General features: G+C 44.6%; 13 protein-coding genes and 1 riboswitch. Of the genes, 4 read left to right on the top strand and 9 right to left on the bottom strand.

Annotated elements, in window-relative coordinates; translation table 11 throughout:
- Nucleotides 1-313: 313 nt before the first annotated feature.
- On the bottom strand, nt 314-1,060 hold the full coding sequence (locus NSS95_RS02765) for an AraC family transcriptional regulator (RefSeq protein WP_326244183.1): 747 nt from the start codon (nt 1,058-1,060) through the stop codon (nt 314-316).
- A 115-nt stretch (nt 1,061-1,175) separates the two neighbouring features.
- Between NSS95_RS02765 and NSS95_RS02760 the strand changes: the two genes are divergently transcribed.
- The 4 genes from NSS95_RS02760 to NSS95_RS02745 all read left to right on the top strand — a co-directional run bounded on the left by NSS95_RS02760 (nt 1,176) and on the right by NSS95_RS02745 (nt 7,162).
- Nucleotides 1,176-2,420: an extracellular solute-binding protein gene (locus tag NSS95_RS02760; RefSeq protein ID WP_326244184.1), complete on the top strand. Its 1,245-nt coding sequence runs from the start codon at nt 1,176-1,178 to the stop codon at nt 2,418-2,420.
- A gap of 184 nt (nt 2,421-2,604) precedes the next feature.
- The gene (locus tag NSS95_RS02755; RefSeq protein WP_104851228.1) at nt 2,605-3,819 is read left to right on the top strand and encodes a carbohydrate ABC transporter permease; all 1,215 of its coding nucleotides are present in this window, start codon (nt 2,605-2,607) and stop codon (nt 3,817-3,819) included.
- A 12-nt stretch (nt 3,820-3,831) separates the two neighbouring features.
- Nucleotides 3,832-4,659: a carbohydrate ABC transporter permease gene (locus NSS95_RS02750; protein ID WP_013858456.1), complete on the top strand. Its 828-nt coding sequence runs from the start codon at nt 3,832-3,834 to the stop codon at nt 4,657-4,659.
- Between the two features lie 208 nt (nt 4,660-4,867).
- Nucleotides 4,868-7,162 (top strand): glycoside hydrolase family 65 protein, encoded by a 2,295-nt coding sequence (locus NSS95_RS02745; protein ID WP_046721866.1) that lies wholly within the window; start codon nt 4,868-4,870, stop codon nt 7,160-7,162.
- Nucleotides 7,163-7,402: 240 nt separating this feature from the next.
- Here NSS95_RS02745 and metC read toward each other — a convergent pair whose 3' ends face one another.
- From metC to NSS95_RS02705, 8 genes are all read right to left on the bottom strand, one after another.
- On the bottom strand, nt 7,403-8,578 hold the full coding sequence (gene metC, locus NSS95_RS02740; RefSeq protein ID WP_017552247.1) for a cystathionine beta-lyase: 1,176 nt from the start codon (nt 8,576-8,578) through the stop codon (nt 7,403-7,405).
- Nucleotides 8,575-9,690 carry a methionine biosynthesis PLP-dependent protein gene (locus tag NSS95_RS02735; protein WP_026104684.1) on the bottom strand — a complete coding sequence of 372 codons (1,116 nt, stop codon included), beginning with the start codon at nt 9,688-9,690 and terminating at the stop codon, nt 8,575-8,577. Before NSS95_RS02735 ends, metC begins: the two co-directional genes overlap by 4 nt.
- Before the next feature lie 77 nt (nt 9,691-9,767).
- A riboswitch (SAM riboswitch) is annotated at nt 9,768-9,887 on the bottom strand.
- Between the two features lie 108 nt (nt 9,888-9,995).
- Nucleotides 9,996-11,135 (bottom strand): ABC transporter permease, encoded by a 1,140-nt coding sequence (locus tag NSS95_RS02730; protein WP_017552249.1) that lies wholly within the window; start codon nt 11,133-11,135, stop codon nt 9,996-9,998.
- Nucleotides 11,126-12,022, bottom strand: a complete 897-nt coding sequence (locus NSS95_RS02725; protein WP_017552250.1) for an ABC transporter ATP-binding protein — start codon at nt 12,020-12,022, stop codon at nt 11,126-11,128. The genes NSS95_RS02730 and NSS95_RS02725 overlap by 10 nt, the downstream gene beginning before the upstream one ends.
- Before the next feature lie 216 nt (nt 12,023-12,238).
- Nucleotides 12,239-13,216: a KpsF/GutQ family sugar-phosphate isomerase gene (locus tag NSS95_RS02720; RefSeq protein WP_017552251.1), complete on the bottom strand. Its 978-nt coding sequence runs from the start codon at nt 13,214-13,216 to the stop codon at nt 12,239-12,241.
- A 14-nt stretch (nt 13,217-13,230) separates the two neighbouring features.
- Nucleotides 13,231-14,073: a 3-deoxy-8-phosphooctulonate synthase gene (kdsA, locus tag NSS95_RS02715; RefSeq protein WP_061565668.1), complete on the bottom strand. Its 843-nt coding sequence runs from the start codon at nt 14,071-14,073 to the stop codon at nt 13,231-13,233.
- Nucleotides 14,074-14,341: 268 nt separating this feature from the next.
- Nucleotides 14,342-16,261 (bottom strand): BglG family transcription antiterminator, encoded by a 1,920-nt coding sequence (locus tag NSS95_RS02710; RefSeq protein ID WP_340713774.1) that lies wholly within the window; start codon nt 16,259-16,261, stop codon nt 14,342-14,344.
- Between the two features lie 271 nt (nt 16,262-16,532).
- Nucleotides 16,533-17,969, bottom strand: a complete 1,437-nt coding sequence (locus tag NSS95_RS02705; RefSeq protein ID WP_061565670.1) for a 6-phospho-beta-glucosidase — start codon at nt 17,967-17,969, stop codon at nt 16,533-16,535.
- Nucleotides 17,970-18,034: the final 65 nt, after the last annotated feature.

Below are 18,034 nucleotides of genomic sequence, written 5' to 3'. Positions count from 1 at the left end.
CTCCTTAGCACGGTGAAATGTTTCCATGTTTAGTATATACGTTCCGTGCACCGCCGGCAATGTAAAATCCCGGTCCGCCAATGCCTGGGCAAAAAGGGAAAACCCGGCTTGTGGTCATAAAAAGGCGCCCTTTGCTGATACCGTGTTTTTTGCAGCAAGGGCGATATACGGTTTTGTTCGAGTGCGGTAGACGGGCTAAGGAAAGGAACTTGATGGAAATCCGGACGTGAAACGGTGCTGCCATGTGTTAAACATTGGAAAATCGCAAGGAAGCGCCGGCCGGCCGTTAAAAAACGGATACATGCCGGCAAAGCTAGTGCTGGTTCTGCTCCCTGAATTCTTTTGGGGTGAGCCCCATATATTTTTTAAAAAGCGAAGTATAGTAGCTTTGGTTGCAAAAATGGAACAGAAGCGCAATTTCGGAAATAGTAATATTTGTATGGAGCAAAAAATAAATCGATTCTTCAATCCGCTTTTTATTAATATAATCCGTCACCGATACGCCGGTCTCTTTTTTAAACAAGTGGGACAAGTAGCTCGGATTCAGGTAAACATGTTTCGCCAGCGATTCAAGCGTGATCACCTGTAAAATATTTTCATGAATATATGCCACAGCCATATGAATCGCATGGCTGTAGCGATTTTCCTGTTTCCTTGCCTGCTGAACGGCTTCCGTAAAATTTCGCAACATGCTGTACTCGAGTTCGAACAGCTTTTCCTGCGTCTTTAACCTTTCAATCTCCAAAATATGCGCATCGCTGATGTTAAAAGCGGTTTCCGGTGGCACGCCCGCTTCGATCGCCGCCCTTGTAAACAGCGTGCAAATACAGATGAGTGAATTACGGAGCGAGCGGATCGGTTCTTCCGCAAGTTTAGCCCGCTCCAGCTTATTGATAGTTTTCAAAACGGATTCGGCTGCTTCCACTCTCCCTTCTTTTACGGCATTCAACAACTGCTTTTCCATCATATAAGGCGGATGAAGAAAATACTCGCGCTGGTGCTCAACGCGGTATGAAAGGTAGCGTTCTATAATGGATTTGCTGATGGCAGACTGTTTCATCGGAGCCGCCCCAATACCTAAAAATTTTATTATAGATCTAAAGATTCTAATATCATTGTATGCGCATACAGGGTAATATTCAAGTGTAATCATCAAAACTAAAGGGGGCTTTCGTATGTGGAAAAAAGCGGGCGTGATTTTGGCAGCGCTTACGCTTGTTATCGGCGTGCTGGCCGGCTGCGGCAGCAATTCAAACTCGAAATCAAGCAAAAGCGGCAGTTCCTCAAAAAAGATTGTGTTAAAATTCGCAGCACAAAATGACAGTACACCTGCGACAAAAGCAGTCATTGCGGCTTTTAACAAACAATCGAAAAAGTACCAGGTGAAATGGGTACAAATGACGAATGACTCGGCACAAATGCACGACCAATTACTGACATCGCTCTCCAGCGGATCAAGCGAATATGACATCATGTCCATGGACGTTGTGTGGGGCGGCGAATTTGCCGGTGCCGGATACCTTGTGCCGATTGACAAAAAAATGATGGATGCCAATTTGACGAAAGACCAGTTCAATGCCGGCTCAATGGCTTCCGGAAACTATGAAGGGAAACAATACACACTTCCATTCTTCCCGGACCTCGGCATTCTGTATTACCGTTCCGATATTGTCAGCAAGGAAGATGCAGCGAAACTCGAAAGCGGGGACTACACCTATAAAGAACTCGGGGACATGGCTGCAAAATATGCCGGCAAAAACGGAACGACAAACGGCTTTGTTTATCAGTCCAAACAATATGAAGGCTTAACAGTTAATGTGACAGAATTCACGAATCATTATAAAGATATCAAAGGCGGCCTTGAGACGATGTATCAATTTACAAAAGCATCATGGTCACCGAAAGATTTGCTGAACTATATGGAACAACAAACGCTGGACAGCTTTGCACAAGGAAAATCTGTCTTTTCGCGGAACTGGCCGTACCAGTATGGCACCATTAAAACAGGCGGGGAAGGCGTAAAAGTGGACATCAAAAATGTTGGCATTGCTCCGCTTCCAAACGGCGGTGCTGTCGGCGGCTGGCTTCTCGGCATCAACAAAAACTCAAAACATGAAGAAGGCGCATGGGAGTTTGTAAAATTCGTAGCCGGCAAAAAAGGGCAGAAGATTATGTCCACAAAAGGCGGTTACCTGCCGGGATATAATGATTTGCTGAATGATCCTGATGTCCAAAAACAAAACAAAATGCTGACCATGCCGGGCTTCCAAAAAGCGTTGAAAACGACGATTGCCCGCCCGGTATCCGCGAAATACAGCAAAGTATCCGACACGATCCAAATTGCGGCCCACAAATATTTAAGCACAGGCCAAAATCTGGATGATGCAGTCAAAACGATCCAGGACGCAACAGGCGAATAAGCAACCGTCCGGGAACGCGTTTTACTCCCTTTCCGTCCCCGGGCGCCTGCTTTTCATAATGGTTTGATATCGGCGAAAGGCTCTATTCAATAGAGCCTTTTTTAAAAAGAAATGAGGGGGCGCTGCATAAACTGTGCATCCTCCTACGGGAAGAAACATTATGGTGAAAAGAGGTGCCAGCATCATGAAGAAGAACCGCTTGCAGGCTTTTTTATTTATCCTTCCAGCCCTGCTGTTTATCGGCGTATTCTCGCTGTGGCCGATTTTTCAGTCACTCCGCTATACCTTTTTTGATTATCAGCTGAATAACCAGCAAAAATCGGGGCTGTACATGAGCCCGCGCTATAATTTCGATTTATTTGACGAAACGCAAACGTATGTCAGGCTGTTTCTAACAGAAGACCGGGAAAAAATCACCGACCCGGCCGACCGGCAAAAAGTCGACAAGCTGGTCCATCGCGTTGCCAATGTTGCCAAGCAGTATAAAGGCAGAAAAGGCGTCCAAAAAATCAGCCAGGCCGACCAGAAAAAGCTGATGGGCCTTTATACCGACTCATCCAAACTGGTAAAGGAAATCAACGCCAAATACAATACGCAAAACGGAAAAAATTTATCAAAAATTGTAAAAGATTTTAAAAGCAGCTTTGTACCCTCCAACTTCATCGGCTTCAAGTCTTATAAAGAAGCATTGCATGACAAACGACTCGGGCATGCCTTATGGAATACCGTGCTCTTTACCGTCGTTTCGGTTTTCCTTGAGTTCGTCCTCGGCCTCGGCCTCGCCATGATTATGAACAAAGCGTTCAGAGGGCAAGGCATTGTAAGGACAACTTCGCTGATCCCGTGGGCAATTCCGACCGCGGTTGCCGCGCTCATGTGGAGTTATTTGTATGACGGCACAAGCGGTGTTGTCGCGCATTTTTTCCAATCCATAGGGCTAATCAGCGATTCGCGCATTCTGCTATTAACGGGATCCGGCGCGATGGTATCCACGATCTTAGCCGACGTTTGGAAAACAACACCTTATATGGCCCTTTTGCTGCTTGCCGGCCTGCAAAACATTTCCAAAGGGTTGTATGAAGCCGCATCCATTGACGGCGCAACAAAAATCCAGCAATTTTTCAAAATTACGCTACCAATGCTGAAGCCTTCTATTTTAGTCGCACTGCTGTTCAGGACACTTGACGCTTTTCGCGTTTTCGACCTGATTTACGTTCTGACAGGCGGCGGTCCGGGCGGGGCAACAGAAACCATGTCTGTCTACGGTTACAAAACGATGTTCGGGCAAACCAACTTCGGCTACGGCTCCGTCATTGTCATCATCATGTTTATTTGCGTCGCCATCATCGCAACCATTTACATTAAAGTGCTCGGCGCCAATTTGATGGATAAAAACTAAGGAGGGATGGCCATGAAAACGAACCGCAAATGGAATGTGCTCATCATCGCCCTGATTGCCGTATTTTTATTTGGGATGATATTTCCGTTTTTCTGGATTTTTATCACCTCCTTTAAACCTTCCGGGGAAATTTTTGGCGACGGGGCTTTTCGGGTCTTTGCCCATCATCCGACATGGGAAAATTACACGCAGATTTTCCAAAAAGGGATCCTGACATCGGTGAAAAACAGTTTTATCGTTGCGACAACGACAACGGTTTACATTATTTTAATTGCCACGTTTACGGCTTACGCGATTTCACGCTTTGATTTCAAAGGGAAAAACCTGTTGCTCGGGCTGATTCTGGCGGTTTCGATGTTCCCGCAAATGATTGTCACCGGGCCGATTTATAATTTGTTCCTGCATTTGCATTTAACGAACTCGTATGCGATTGTCCTGCCGTATTCGACGATCACCCTGCCGACTGCGGTATGGATCCTGGTGACGCATTTCAACCAGATTCCGCTCGCACTTGAAGAATCGGCAAAAATTGACGGTGCGACGCCGGTCCAGACGCTGTTCCGGATTGTCTTCCCGCTTGCCGCGCCAGGTGTTTTTACAACTGCGATTATTACATTCATTGCCGCGTGGAACGAATTTTTGCTGACGATTACCTTAAATTCGGACGCTAATTATCATACTGTGCCGGTCGCGATTTCTTTCCTCCGCACCCAGTTCGAAATACTTTGGGGACAGGTCGCTGCCGCTACCACAGTCGTCACGGTCCCGACTTTGATCATCGTCCTTCTGTTCCAGAAACAAATCGTCTCCGGCCTTACAACAGGTGGGGTGAAAGAATAAAAATTTCCGGCAGTGGAAAAGTTTTCCCTCGGTATAACGCGCGACATTTTCCGGAATCCTGCCTGCCGGTGTGTGACCCCTGGATGAATACATGAGCCGGCGGTCGATCCGATATGAGCGAAAAAAGGGCTTCCCGGCCGGACCATAAGAAAAAAGGGCGCTTGGCACCATGCCATCTTCGAATTTGGAATTTTTGGAGGAACAGCGTATGACATGGGAAATCACGAAACACGAATTGGACAAACAAATGCTGCTGGTCAATGAAAGCTTATTTGCACTCGGGAATGGCTATCTTGGCGTGCGCGGAAACTTTGAAGAAGGCTACCCGGAAGAAATCCCTTCTATCCGCGGCACATATTTGAATGCTTTTTATGACATTACAGAAATCCAGTACGGGGAAAAAGCGTACGGATTCCCGGAAACCGGTCAGAAAATGCTGAATGTGATCGATGCGCAGACCATCGAAATTTTTCTTGGAGAAGAAAAAGAACGCTTTTCTCTTTTTGAAGGGGAAGTTCTCGGTTTTTCCCAAACTTTGCACATGAAACGCGGGTTTTCCGAACGCGCCATCCATTGGAAATCGCCTTCCGGAAAAGAAATCAAGCTCACTTTTTCACGGTTGGTTTCTTTTACACAGCGGGAACTGTTTGCGATTCAAGTGAAAATGGAGCCGGTAAACTTTTCCGGGCCGGTGCGGGTGATTTCCACTGTCAACGGTGATGTGCAAAATTATGTCGATAAAAACGACCCGCGGACCGGATCTGCCCATGCAAAAAAGCTGGCTGTGACAAAAGTGGCAGAGGACAGAGGCACGATTGTACTGCGTGTCCGCACATTTGCTTCCGGGCTTGAAATGGCTTGTGCCGCAACCCACGCCGTTTCCGTCTCTTGCGAATGCCATTATGAACAAGACGAACAAAAAGTGCACGCAATCATCGATTTCAAACACGGCGAGCCGGTGTCCCTTACAAAATTTGCGATCTATACGGACACGCTCCGCCACGGGGACCATATCGCAGAAAAGGCGGCGGCCATCCTAAAAAGCATGCAAGGCAAAGATTTTTCAGCACTATTACGGGAGCAGGAGCAATATTTAGCCACTTACTGGCAAGCAGCGGACATTGAAATTGACGGCGATCCGAAACTGCAGGAAGGGATCCGTTTCAATCTGTACCAGCTCCTGCAATCTGTCGGAAAAGACACCGCCAGCAATATTGCGGCAAAAGGGCTGTCCGGGGAAGGTTATGAAGGGCATTACTTTTGGGACACGGAGATTTACATTTTCCCGGTGTTTCTGTTGATCCATCCGGAACTCGCGCGGCATTTGCTGCTGTACCGCTACCATATCCTTGACCACGCACTGGCAAGGGCAAAAGAGATGGGCCATCAAAAAGGTGCGCTATTTCCGTGGCGGACGATTTCCGGCACGGAATGCTCCCCGTATTTCCCTGCCGGCACAGCGCAGTATCATATCAGCGCGGACATCGCTTACAGTTATATGCAATACTGGTATGCCACCCAAGATCAGGACTTTATGAAGCAATACGGCGTCGAAATTCTCGTGGAAACGGCGCGGCTTTGGCTTGAGGTTGGCCATTACCGGGAAAAAGACGGCAAATTTGCGATTGAAGATGTGACCGGGCCGGATGAGTACACAGCCATCGTCAACAACAATTACTATACAAATGTGATGGCAAAATATAATTTGAAATCAGCTCACAAATTTTATCACTGGCTGAAAGAAACAGATGATGCCTATTTTGCGGCATTTGCTGCACGGCTTGGTTTAACGGACGAAGAAGCGGCAAGCTGGCTGAAAGCGGCGGATGCGATGTATCTCCCTTATGATGAAAAACGCGGCATCCACAAACAGGATGACAGCTTTCTCGATAAAGCGGTCTGGGACTTTGAACATACGCCGAAAGACCATTACCCGCTCCTTTTGCATTACCATCCGCTCACGATTTACCGGTACCAAGTATGCAAACAGGCAGACACGGTGCTCGCGCATTTTTTGCTGGAAGACGAGGCAAATCCGGAAACGATCCGAAACTCGTATCATTATTATGAAAAAGTCACGACACACGATTCATCACTGTCCACATGCATTTTCAGCATAATGGCGTCTAGGCTCGGCGAAGCGGAAAAAGCGTATCATTATTTTATCGAAACAGCCCGCCTTGATCTTGATAACACACATGGCAATACAAAGGACGGCCTGCATATGGCCAATATGGGCGGGACATGGCTATCAATCGTGTACGGATTCGGCGGCGTCCGGATCAAAGAAAACGGGTTTTTTCTAAATCCTACCATTCCGGAACAATGGGACCGCTATTTATTTCGCCTCACCTACCAAAACCGCAAGTTTCAGGTGGAAGTGGCGCGCCATGCGTTTAAAGTGACATTGCTGGAAGGAGATGCGCTGGACATCCATATAGGCGGCCGTACAGAAACGTTGAAACCAGGCAGGACGGTTACCCGGCCGATTTCCGGATTGTGAATGCAGGCGTTCCTTTCCTTTACACAAAAAACAGAAAAAAGCGGCGGGACACTTTTTACAGTGGTTTCCCGCCGTTTTTATGTTTTCTTTCGGGCTTTTTCAGCGGCTTCTGTGGTGCAGTTTTTTGTCATACGTACGGACGGGGCGTGCCTCCATTCGCGTTTCAAAATAAGCCCGGGCGTCTATTTTGAAACGGGGAATCCCGCCGATCAGGGCGGATTCCCTGCAGCCGTTTGTCCATTATTTCACGGTTGTGCCCGCTTTCGTGTACGAAAAAGCCTGCTCGAAATCGGCAATCAGATCATCCGGATTTTCGAGGCCAACCGATAAGCGCAACAAGCTGTCGGAGATGCCGCGTTTTCTTCGGTCCTCAGGCGGCATTGCGGCGTGGGACATTTTTGCCGGATAGGACAGAATCGATTCTACAGCGCCGAGGCTGACGGCAAAGACCGGAATTTTCACATGGCTGACGAATGTCCGGAGCGCTTCCTCATCTTCCAGTTCAAACGACAATACCGCGCCCGGCCCTTGTGCCTCTAGCTTTTGAAGCGCATGCTGCGGATGGTGCCCGAGCCCCGGATAATACACGTTTCGCACAAGCGGATGCGCATCAAGAAAATGTGCGATTTTCACCGCTGACTGCTGCGATTGGAGCAGCCGCACATGCAACGTTTTCAACCCGCGCAAAACGAGCCATGCATCCTGGACGCCGAGCACCGCCCCGAATGAATTTTGCAAAAATCCGAGGCGCGCTGCCAATGCTTCATCTTTTACAACCGCAAGCCCAGCAACGACATCGCTGTGCCCTGCTAAAAATTTCGTCGCGCTGTGCAGCACGATATCCGCCCCGAGTTCAAGCGGGCGCTGCAGGGCAGGCGTTAAAAAGGTGTTGTCGACAAAGGTGAGCGCCCCGGTTTCCTTTGCCAGTTCACTCACCGCACGGATATCCGTCACTTTTAAAAGCGGGTTTGAAGGGGTTTCCACATAAAAAGCCTTCGTGTTCGGGCGGACGGCCTGCCGCACTTCTTCAAGGTTGGTCATATCTACAAATGTATGTTCAATACCAAGCCGGGTCAGGACTTCTGTCACCATCCGGAACGTGCCGCCATACACATCTTCGGTGATGACAACATGGTCGCCCGCCGACAAAAGCAGAAACGCGGTTGAAATCGCCGCCATCCCGGAAGCAAACGCGAAACCTTTGACACCGCCTTCGAGTTCGGCGATGACATCCTCGAGCGCTTCCCTCGTTGGATTGAGCGAGCGGCTGTAATCGTATTTACCGAACTGGTCAATGTCCGCCTGGTGGTATGTCGAAGCATGCTGGATCGGTACACTCACAGCACCGGTCGCCGGGTCTATTTTATGGCTGTTATGTAAAAGCCTCGTTTGAAAAGAATAATCTTCATTTGTCATCGTGTTTGCACCCCTTCGTGAATGTTGGCAAAAGCTTTTTCAATATCTGCAAGCAAATCGCGTTCATTTTCAATTCCGACTGAAAAGCGCAAAAGGCAATTGTCTACGCCTGAAGCAATCCGTTTTTCTTCCGGAATGTCGGCATGCGTCTGTGTAGCCGGGTAAGTGATAAAACTTTCCGTCCCACCGAGGCTTTCGGCAAATGTAATCAAAGACAGGCCGCGTAAAAACGGGTCGACCCATGATTCTTCTTTTACACGGAAAGAAAGCATCCCGCCGCGGCCCGGATACAGCACATCTTTTACATCCGGATGCGCGCTTAAAAATGCCGCCACAGCTTTTGCATTTTTTTCGTGTTTTTCCATCCTAAGCGCCAGCGTTTTCATGCCGCGCATCAGAAGCCACGAATCAAACGGACTGAGGGTGGCGCCGGCACCGTTATGGTACAGAAAAAGCTGCTCGCAAAGTTCAGCACCCTTTGCCACGATCAGACCGGCCAGCACGTCGTTATGCCCGCCAAGATATTTCGTCGCGCTATGGACTACAATATCAGCGCCTTCTTTAATCGGCTGCTGCAAAAGCGGGGTGTAAAAAGTATTGTCTACAATCAGCAGGATTCCGTGCCTTTTCGCAATTTCAGCCACTGCGCCGATATCCGTCTGCTGCATGAGGGGGTTTGTCGGCGTTTCGAGGAAAATGGCTTTCGTTTTCGGGGTGATTTCTTGTTCAATATTTTCCGGGTTGCACGTATTCACGTACTTACAACAAAGCCCCCATTTTTTATATCCCTGCTCCAGCAGGCGGTAGGTGCCGCCATATAAATCATCACTCACAATCCACTCATCGCCGGCCTGGAACAAAGATAAAACAGTGAAAATCGCAGCCATGCCGGAACTGCACGCAAACCCGCGGTCCCCGCCCTCCAGATCCGCAATCGCTTCTTCAAGCAACTGGCGCGTCGGGTTGCCGGTACGGGAATAATCGAAACCGGTTGACTGCCCAATGCCTTCGTGGCGGTAAGCGGTAGAAAAATAAACAGGCGGGTTCACCGCACCTGTCACGCGGTCACTGCGGTTTCCGATTTGTGCAAGTTTTGTTTCTGTATGATACATGATGGACACTCCCTCACTTAAAATCAAAAAGCCTTCTCCAATAAGAAGAAGGCCATTCCTTTCGTGCATGAACCATCTTCTTATCTTTCAAGTTATGATCCCATAACTTGCAGGACTTAGCACCTTTTCAACGCGTAAAAGCATTGAAGGTTGCTGAGGCTTCATCGGGCCATTCCCTCAACCTCTCTTGATAAGAAAACACCAATATGAAATTTGCCATCAACGCCGCAAAAGAAATTACACAACGAACCTAAAAATTGCTTACGTTCAATTTATCCCTTTTTTTCGGATTCGTCAAGCTTTTTTTAAATTTTGTTTTTCTTATGGATAATCCATATGGTGAGAAAATAAAACAGCAAAGATGAAAGGAGAAGCGTAATGACTCCGTCTGTAGTATTGATATACTCATTCCTGAATTTTGCTGCACTTTCTCCATTCACTATATTCGGCACATCCACAAATGTAAAAGGGATGATATGCATAACAGCATACAACTTTGTCTTAAATCCGCTCATCATTTCCTCAAAACAAAAACAAGCCACCAAAACGAGCATCAGAAGCAATTGATTTCGAATAAAGGTATTTAAAAACTGCGTGAAAACAGAAATAAATAATAGAAGACATAGGATTAGTAAAAGCGATCTGCCCAAAAACCGGGCAATTGAAATCCACAATACTTCTGTCCCGTTTAAATTGATCGCCACAGGGTACTTCCAACTCCCCAAATGGCTTATGATGCTACCAATAATGAGCGCAACAACCAGGATAACAATCGTGATGGCAAGGCTGTAAACAAATGAAGTGAAGATTCTCGCATCCAATATTTTCTTGAGCTTCACTGGCAAAACATTTACAAAATGATTAATACCGCCTTGTTTGTCTCTTGTTGAAATATCACCAATTAAAACTGCAATGAGAAGAGGCATTAAGAACGGGAATACGTAAAAAAGAATACGATATGTAAAGTTAATACCCGGGGTTTCGAACGACTCTATTACCGGATGAATATTTTGTTTAAGCAGAATGGTATTGAGCTGTATTGCTTTTTCTGTCTGCGGAACAATTTTTTTATTACCAAAAACAATTGTTCCGGCATTAATCCCAGCAATTAATTTTTTATCTAAAGCGATCTGCAATTTCAGTTCTTGCTTCCAATCCCCTGCTTCATGAGCTTGTATTTGTTCTGTACGAAGGCGTAACTCCTCCTGCAAACCCGCAAGTGCTTTCTTCTTTGCTTCACTCTTATTTGGATTTGATTCCATGTGTGAAATGGCATTTTCCAGTGAGGATTTGTTATCCTGATATTCATTGAGCGGGTCCATTCTCTTTGCTCCCACGAAAGTAATTGCAAACAAAATGAAAACAATCAAAATAGCAGCAATAAAAACAGTCAAATTTTTTTTATTTCTAATGAATCGCAATGTCTCTAATTTGATTAGCCCCATTTATCTTCACCTTCGTATATTTCCTCATAAATTAGTTGGCTGCCTTTTTGCCCTATGAAAAATGATTTAAATTTCATGTCTTGTTCGAATGCCTGATTTACCACAAAGGAGCTTTTACTCGAATCTATCTCCGCCCATACTTCATTGGCTGTGGCATTTTTAATTTCTTCATCTTTAAATAGGGAAAGAACTTTATCCGCATCATTCCCATTCTCTAACTTAATGATGATGTATTTATTAAAGTCCGGATTATTTTTTCTGCTTTCGTAAACCATTCTTCCTTGCTTTAAAAAGATGACACGATCACATAATTCATCAACATTGTTCAGAATATGGGAAGAAAAAAATACAATTTTATTTTCATCTCTAAGTTGCTTAATGGATTTGCTTATCAGTTTAATATTGGATGGGTCCAGCCCATTCATCGGCTCGTCCATCAATAGCAAATCACAAGAACTGATCAAGCACATCCCAAATAGCAGCCTTTGCTGCATGCCAAGCGAATATTTTGAAACCCTTTTGTCGATATAGGAACCCATGCTTAATTTTTCAATAACAGCGCCACATTCTTGTTTGCTCTCCCATAATCTTTGTACAAGTTTTAAATGCTCTCTCCCTGTTAAATTTGGATACAATACTGTATGGTCTTGCAAAAAAAATATTTTTTTAAGGATTTTTTCCCGATGCATTTTATAATTCATGCCGTAAATACTAATTTCGCCTTTTGAAGCAGGAATCAGGTTGGATATCGCATTTAAAAGCGTCGTCTTGCCGGATCCATTTGGAGCAACCAGGCCAATAATCTCCCCTGGTTCAGCAGAAAAACTTATATCTTCCAAAATTTTTGACTTCTCTATCTCTACTGACACATTGTTTACCCTTAACAAAACAATCCCTCCCCCGTTAATTCACAAGATCTTATCACCTATTTTAATAGGCCGCAGCGCCATTGTCACCGAAATTTTTGCGTGGTGTCACCGAAAAAACAAACTGCTGCTGCACATATTGGCGGCAACCACCAAAAAAAGCGGGATTCTTTATGAATCCGCTCTATCCAGTCAAAAAATTTTTTCTTGTTATTTTGCTTATTCTTGTTATTTTGCTTATATAGTCTGGACCAAATCCTGAATATGGAGCATGGCAACCGGTTTCTGGCCGGTAACAACCGGAAGCACCTTGAAAGCGTGGTCTTCCATTATCCGCAATGCTTCCGCTGCCAGCTGATGCTCACTGACGCAAACCGGATATTTTGTATACAAATCTGCTACTTTTTTATCCAGTACTTCATGGCCGTTTAAAAGCTCACGCCGGATATCGCCGTCCGTTAAAATGCCGGCCAGCCGTCCCCGATCGTCAATAACTGAAACAGCCCCCGCCCCCGCTTCCGTCATCATAAATAATGCTTCCTTTATGCCGGTGTCCATTCCGGCAACCGGGTTCATCCTTTTCCGTTTAGCCACATGGCCAACCGTGAGAAGCAAACGCCGGCCAAGCGAGCCGCCGGGATGGAAGAGCGCAAAATTTTCAGGTTTAAAATCCCTTGCCTTCAAAAGGGCAACCGCAATTGCATCCCCGAGCGCAAGCGTGACGGTGGTTGTAGAAGTCGGCGCAAGGCCGAGCGGGCACGCTTCCTCAACTTCACCGATATCCATCACCAGATTCGAACGCCGCGCCAGTGTCGACTTGCGTGAACCGGAAATAGCAATCATTTTTGCGCCGATCCTTTTGATGGAGGGGATCATATTTAATATTTCCGAAGTTTCCCCGCTGTTGGAAATGGCAATGAGGATGTCTTCTTTTGTTATTTTTCCAAGATCGCCGTGCAGTGCTTCTCCCGGGTGAAGGAAAAATGCCGGGGTACCGGTGCTTGCAAATGTGGAAGCAAGTTTCCGGCCAATGATGCCCGATTTCCCCATTCCTGTAAAAATGACTCTGCCTTCGCACGCCAATATCATTTCAATGCCTTCATTTATACGAAAATTGATCCGGTCTTTCAGCTTTAAGATCTCATTGGCTTCTTTTTCCAGTACTTCACGGACGCTTTCGACATAATTGATGCTTCGTTTGAAATCTTTTAACATCCTATTCACCTCCGTTAATGGATGTTTGCTGCCGTTTGTTCTTTTATCATGCGATCAATTTCAATTATTGGCTTTAACATTTCTTCAATATCATCCAGTTTCACCATATTTGGGCCATCCGACCAGGCCTGGTCCGGATCAGGATGGGTTTCCAGAAACAACGCATCGATCCCGCAAGCCGCCGCTGCCCTTGCCAGATACGGGACAAACGCACGCTTTCCGCCTGTTGAAGTGCCGTTTCCGCCCGGAATTTGGACACTATGGGTAGCGTCAAACACGACCGGATACCCTAATCTGCGCATTTCCGGAAGTGCACGCATGTCCACCACCAGGTTATTGTAGCCGAATGTCGAACCACGTTCTGTAAGGAGAATTTTTTCGGTGCCGGATTCTTCCAATTTTTGAATGACGTTTTTCATATCCCAAGGCGCCAAAAACTGCCCTTTTTTGACATTCACGATTTTGCCCGTCGCGGCGGCGGCAAGCAGCAAATCGGTCTGGCGGCAAAGGAAAGCGGGGATTTGCAGTATGTCGAGCACTTCCCCGGCTGCTTTTGCCTGGTGCGGCTCATGAATATCAGACGTGACCGGTGCGCCAAATACATTTTTAATCCGGTCAAGTATTTCGAGCCCTTTTTCCAGTCCCGGGCCCCGTTTGGAAAAAATGGATGATCGGTTGGCTTTATCGAAAGAAGCTTTAAAAACGAAAGGAATGCCGAGTTTTTCGGCAATGGTTTGAAGGGTTGCGGCTGTTTCCATGGCCATCGTTTCACTTTCAATTACGCACGGGCCGGCAATCAATACAAGCGGTAGACGTTGGCCGAAAGCTATCCGGCTGTTCAGTTGGACCGTTTTCATTTGCTCACTCCTCATTTTTAAGTTTTCACGTGTCTTTACTCCTTCTACTGCAGGTTACAAATATTATCCTTTAGGAAACCGCACAGGGCAAGGAAGTTGTAAAAAATGTTCACAAACTTTTTTCGCTTTTATGTAAAGTTATCTCCAGAAATACCAAGCACAAAACCGGACAAGTTTTGTGCTTGATGACATGGATGGCGGGTAAAGTATCCTTTGAGGCAATGGATTGGAAAATATTCCTTTGTAAATGGCGGCGGCACTGAGCTCATTATTTTATACATGCCATTAACTCATCAGCCGTTTTGCTTTTGATGATTTTTTGCACAACGTACCTGTTTTCAATAATGGAAATGAGTTTTTCATACATACCATCTAAATCCGTTTGCGTGCCTTCTTTAATATTTAACAGGCAAACAAATTGGACCATTTGCTGGTCATGCCAGTGAATAGGGCTTTTTAACGTGCATACTGTCCAAAACGTCTCCTTCGTTACGGGCACCATTGGATGGGGAATGGCTACGAGATTCCCAAAACAGGTTGGCGTAATCGACTCCCTTTCTAAAACAAGGTTTACATAATCCCTTGGTACAAGCTTTTGCTTATATAGTTCATCACATAAAAATCGAATCACGCTTTCCTTATCCCGCAATTCCAGCTGGAGAAAAATTCTTGAAGGATGTAAATACTTTTCTGCTACATTTTGTGTCTTGGATAAAAAACATTTTATCGCATGAATGTCCTTATCTTCCAAAAAAGTATTCACAACTTGGACCGGGACGCCCAAATTTTCCTTTATAGGAATCGTACTAATGATCAGATCAATAAAAGATAAATCATAGGATGACAAATTGTAGTAATTAATGGTATCGGCAATTTCAATTTCTTGCCCATACAAATTTTGCAATCGGTAGGAGAGCAATTTTGCGCTCCCTACGCCCGATGCGCAAACGATGAGTACTTTTTTTATTTTTTTCTTGTTTAATTTCATCCGTTCTAGCGCAACACCAATATGCAGCGCAATATAGGCAATTTCATCTTCAACCACTTCCATTTGCAAATACTTTTCTATACATTTGCTGGCAATAATGGCGCCTTCAAACGCGGCCGGGTATTTTTTCTTTATATCGTTTAATAACGGATTCCGGATATTCATTTTATACCGCAATCGGTTCATTGCAGGACGGATATGCAGCGTTAACGCCTGGATAAACTCGCGGTCTTGGCGAAAGTCCCAATTCAATTCAGACTTTAAACGATCTAACATACAATTTATAATCGTTCCGGCTTCATCAAATTTACTAAACTCGGCCAGTTCCTTCTTGTGTAAAAGTTTGGTTCCCAATAAATGAACAATAACATAATCGATTTCTGTCCCAGGAAAAGTTAACGAAGTAAAATCTTCCACTTCTTTTATAATTTCATTCGCTACAATTTTTTCAAATGGATGATCATCGACCAGAACATCAGCCAGCTCTTCAATAACAAAGCCTTCCTGGATTCTTCTGCAGGCGATGGCAATATGCGTTGCTAAATTTTCCAAAGATATATCAGAGATTTCAATTTTATATTTATTAACCTTTTGGATGATTATTTCTTTAATCTTTTTAAATAGTTCCGGATCAATGAGTTGTAAACAATCTTCTTTTAGAAATGCTTCCTGGTTCCGCTCCAACAATAAATTAGACAAACATAGACGTTTCATATATTCATCGCCTTCAACCTTTGAGCCATAGTGCGGACGGTTGATTAGCTTTAAATGATATTTATCAAGAATTTCCTTTACCATCTTTAAGTCATTTTGTAATGTCGACAAAGAGATGAACATCTCATCTATAAAACTTTCGATTTTAATAAAATCTGTTTCTAACAATAGCCGGCGCAAAATATAGAGAACTCTCGTATCTTTATCAGTGAAGTCACCCGCTAAATGATGTTCCTCCGTAGAAATCTCATTGAGAATTTTTGAAAAAAGCCCGTCATCTAATACTTTTACGCTATATCCCAATCCTCTGGTCGATTCAATTTGAAACCCGTGTGATGCCGTATTATTTTGCATGAACTTGATTTCATTTCGAATCGTTCGGTCACTGACGCCTAATTCTTTTGCCATCCAGCTTGCAGTAACAGGTTCTTTTGACTTGGATAACAGGATTAATATATCTTTCTGCCGTTTTGAGAGAATAGCCAATGCCAACAACTCCTTTTTATCATTGATTACTAAGATTTTTGGCAAAGGGAAACCATTTTTTCGGGCTGTGATGTACACGCTAAAAAAACAATGCTTTTACACTTGTGCAGCCTGCCATATCGTAGCTTCTCTTCTACCCCCATTGCTTTTCCGCAGGGGATTCTTTTTTTCCGTATATGAAAAAATGGAGTTTTATTGAAACTCCATTTTTCACCTCAAAATTGAATATAGGTTTTATTTTAATTGTTAGAAAAACGGCCATCCTAAAAAGTTATAGCTCTTCTCCATTTGTTTTTATGACATGCTTATACCATTCAAATGACTTTTTCTTTTTTCTTTCCAAAGTTCCGTTTCCTTCATTATCTTTGTCCACATAAATAAAACCGTAACGTTTTTCCATTTCTCCTGTTCCAGCACTCACTAAATCTATACATCCCCACGGTGTGTACCCCATTAAATCAACGCCGTCCAGTTCAACCGCTTTTTTCATTTCCTGAATATGGTCGCGAAAATATTGGATACGGTAATCATCGTTAATCGTGCCATCCTCTTCAACGGCATCCCGCGCACCAAGCCCGTTTTCTACAATAAATAAAGGAATATTGTACCTTTCATATAAAGCATTTAATGAATAACGAAGGCCTACCGGATCAATTTGCCAACCCCAATCACTGGCTTGTACATATGGATTGCGGACGACGCGGCCAAACTCTCCATCAGGCTGGCTATCTTCTACTTCACGGGCGCTGACTACTTTAGACATATAATAGCTGAATCCAATGTAATCTACTGTTCCTTCTTTAAGAATTTGTTCATCTTCCTTTGTATATTCAATTTCAAATCCGTTTCTTTCCCAGTATTTTTTCGTATAATGAGGAATCGCCCCGCGAACATGTACATCACCAAAGAACCAGCGATTACGCATTGCTTCAGTTGCAAGCATCACATCATCCGGATGGCAGGAATATGGATATACAGGGACGAAAGAAAGCATGCAACCAATCTTAAAATCAGGATTGATTTTGTGGCCTAATGTAACGGCTTTTGCGCTGGCAATTAATTCATAAAGCGCTGCCTGGTACATGGTTTGTTTCCGGTTTTCACCTTCTTCGTATTTAATTCCTGAGTTTGTGAAGCTTGCGAAATCCATGCTCGTATCTGCTTGATTATTGATTTCGTTAAAGGTCATCCAATATTTTACTTTATCTTTATAACGTCTCATGACTGTCTCAGAAAATTTCACAAAGAAATCAATACACTTCCGGTTTCTAAAACCGCCATATTTTTTCACCAGATGGTAAGGCAATTCAAAATGAGATAGGGTAATAACAGGTTCAATATGATATTTTAATAATTCATCAAACAAATCATCGTAAAATTGCAATCCTTCTTCATTTGGCTCATCATCGTCCCCGTTTGGAAAAATTCTTGTCCAGGCAATAGAAGTACGGAAACATTTAAACCCCATTTCTGCGAACAGTTTAATATCTTCTTTATAACGGGAATAGAAGCCGATTGCTTCATGGTTGGGATAATAGTAACCTTCCAATACACCATCCGTAATTTGCCGTGGAACACCGTGCCTTCCTGCAGTCATCACATCAGCAACACTTACACCTTTTCCGCCTTTATTCCAGCCGCCTTCAAGCTGGTGGGCTGCTACTGCTCCGCCCCATAAAAAGTTTTCTGGTAAAACGCCTTTTGACATTGTAAACCCTCCATCATTTATCTTATTTGGTTTCCTGAACTAGAAAAGTTAAATAAGAAGGCGAT

It is taken from the genome of Weizmannia sp. FSL K6-3076 (genome assembly GCF_038007245.1).
Lineage (GTDB): Bacteria > Bacillota > Bacilli > Bacillales > Bacillaceae_C > Weizmannia > Weizmannia faecalis.
This window is presented reverse-complemented; position numbering and strand designations above follow the sequence as displayed.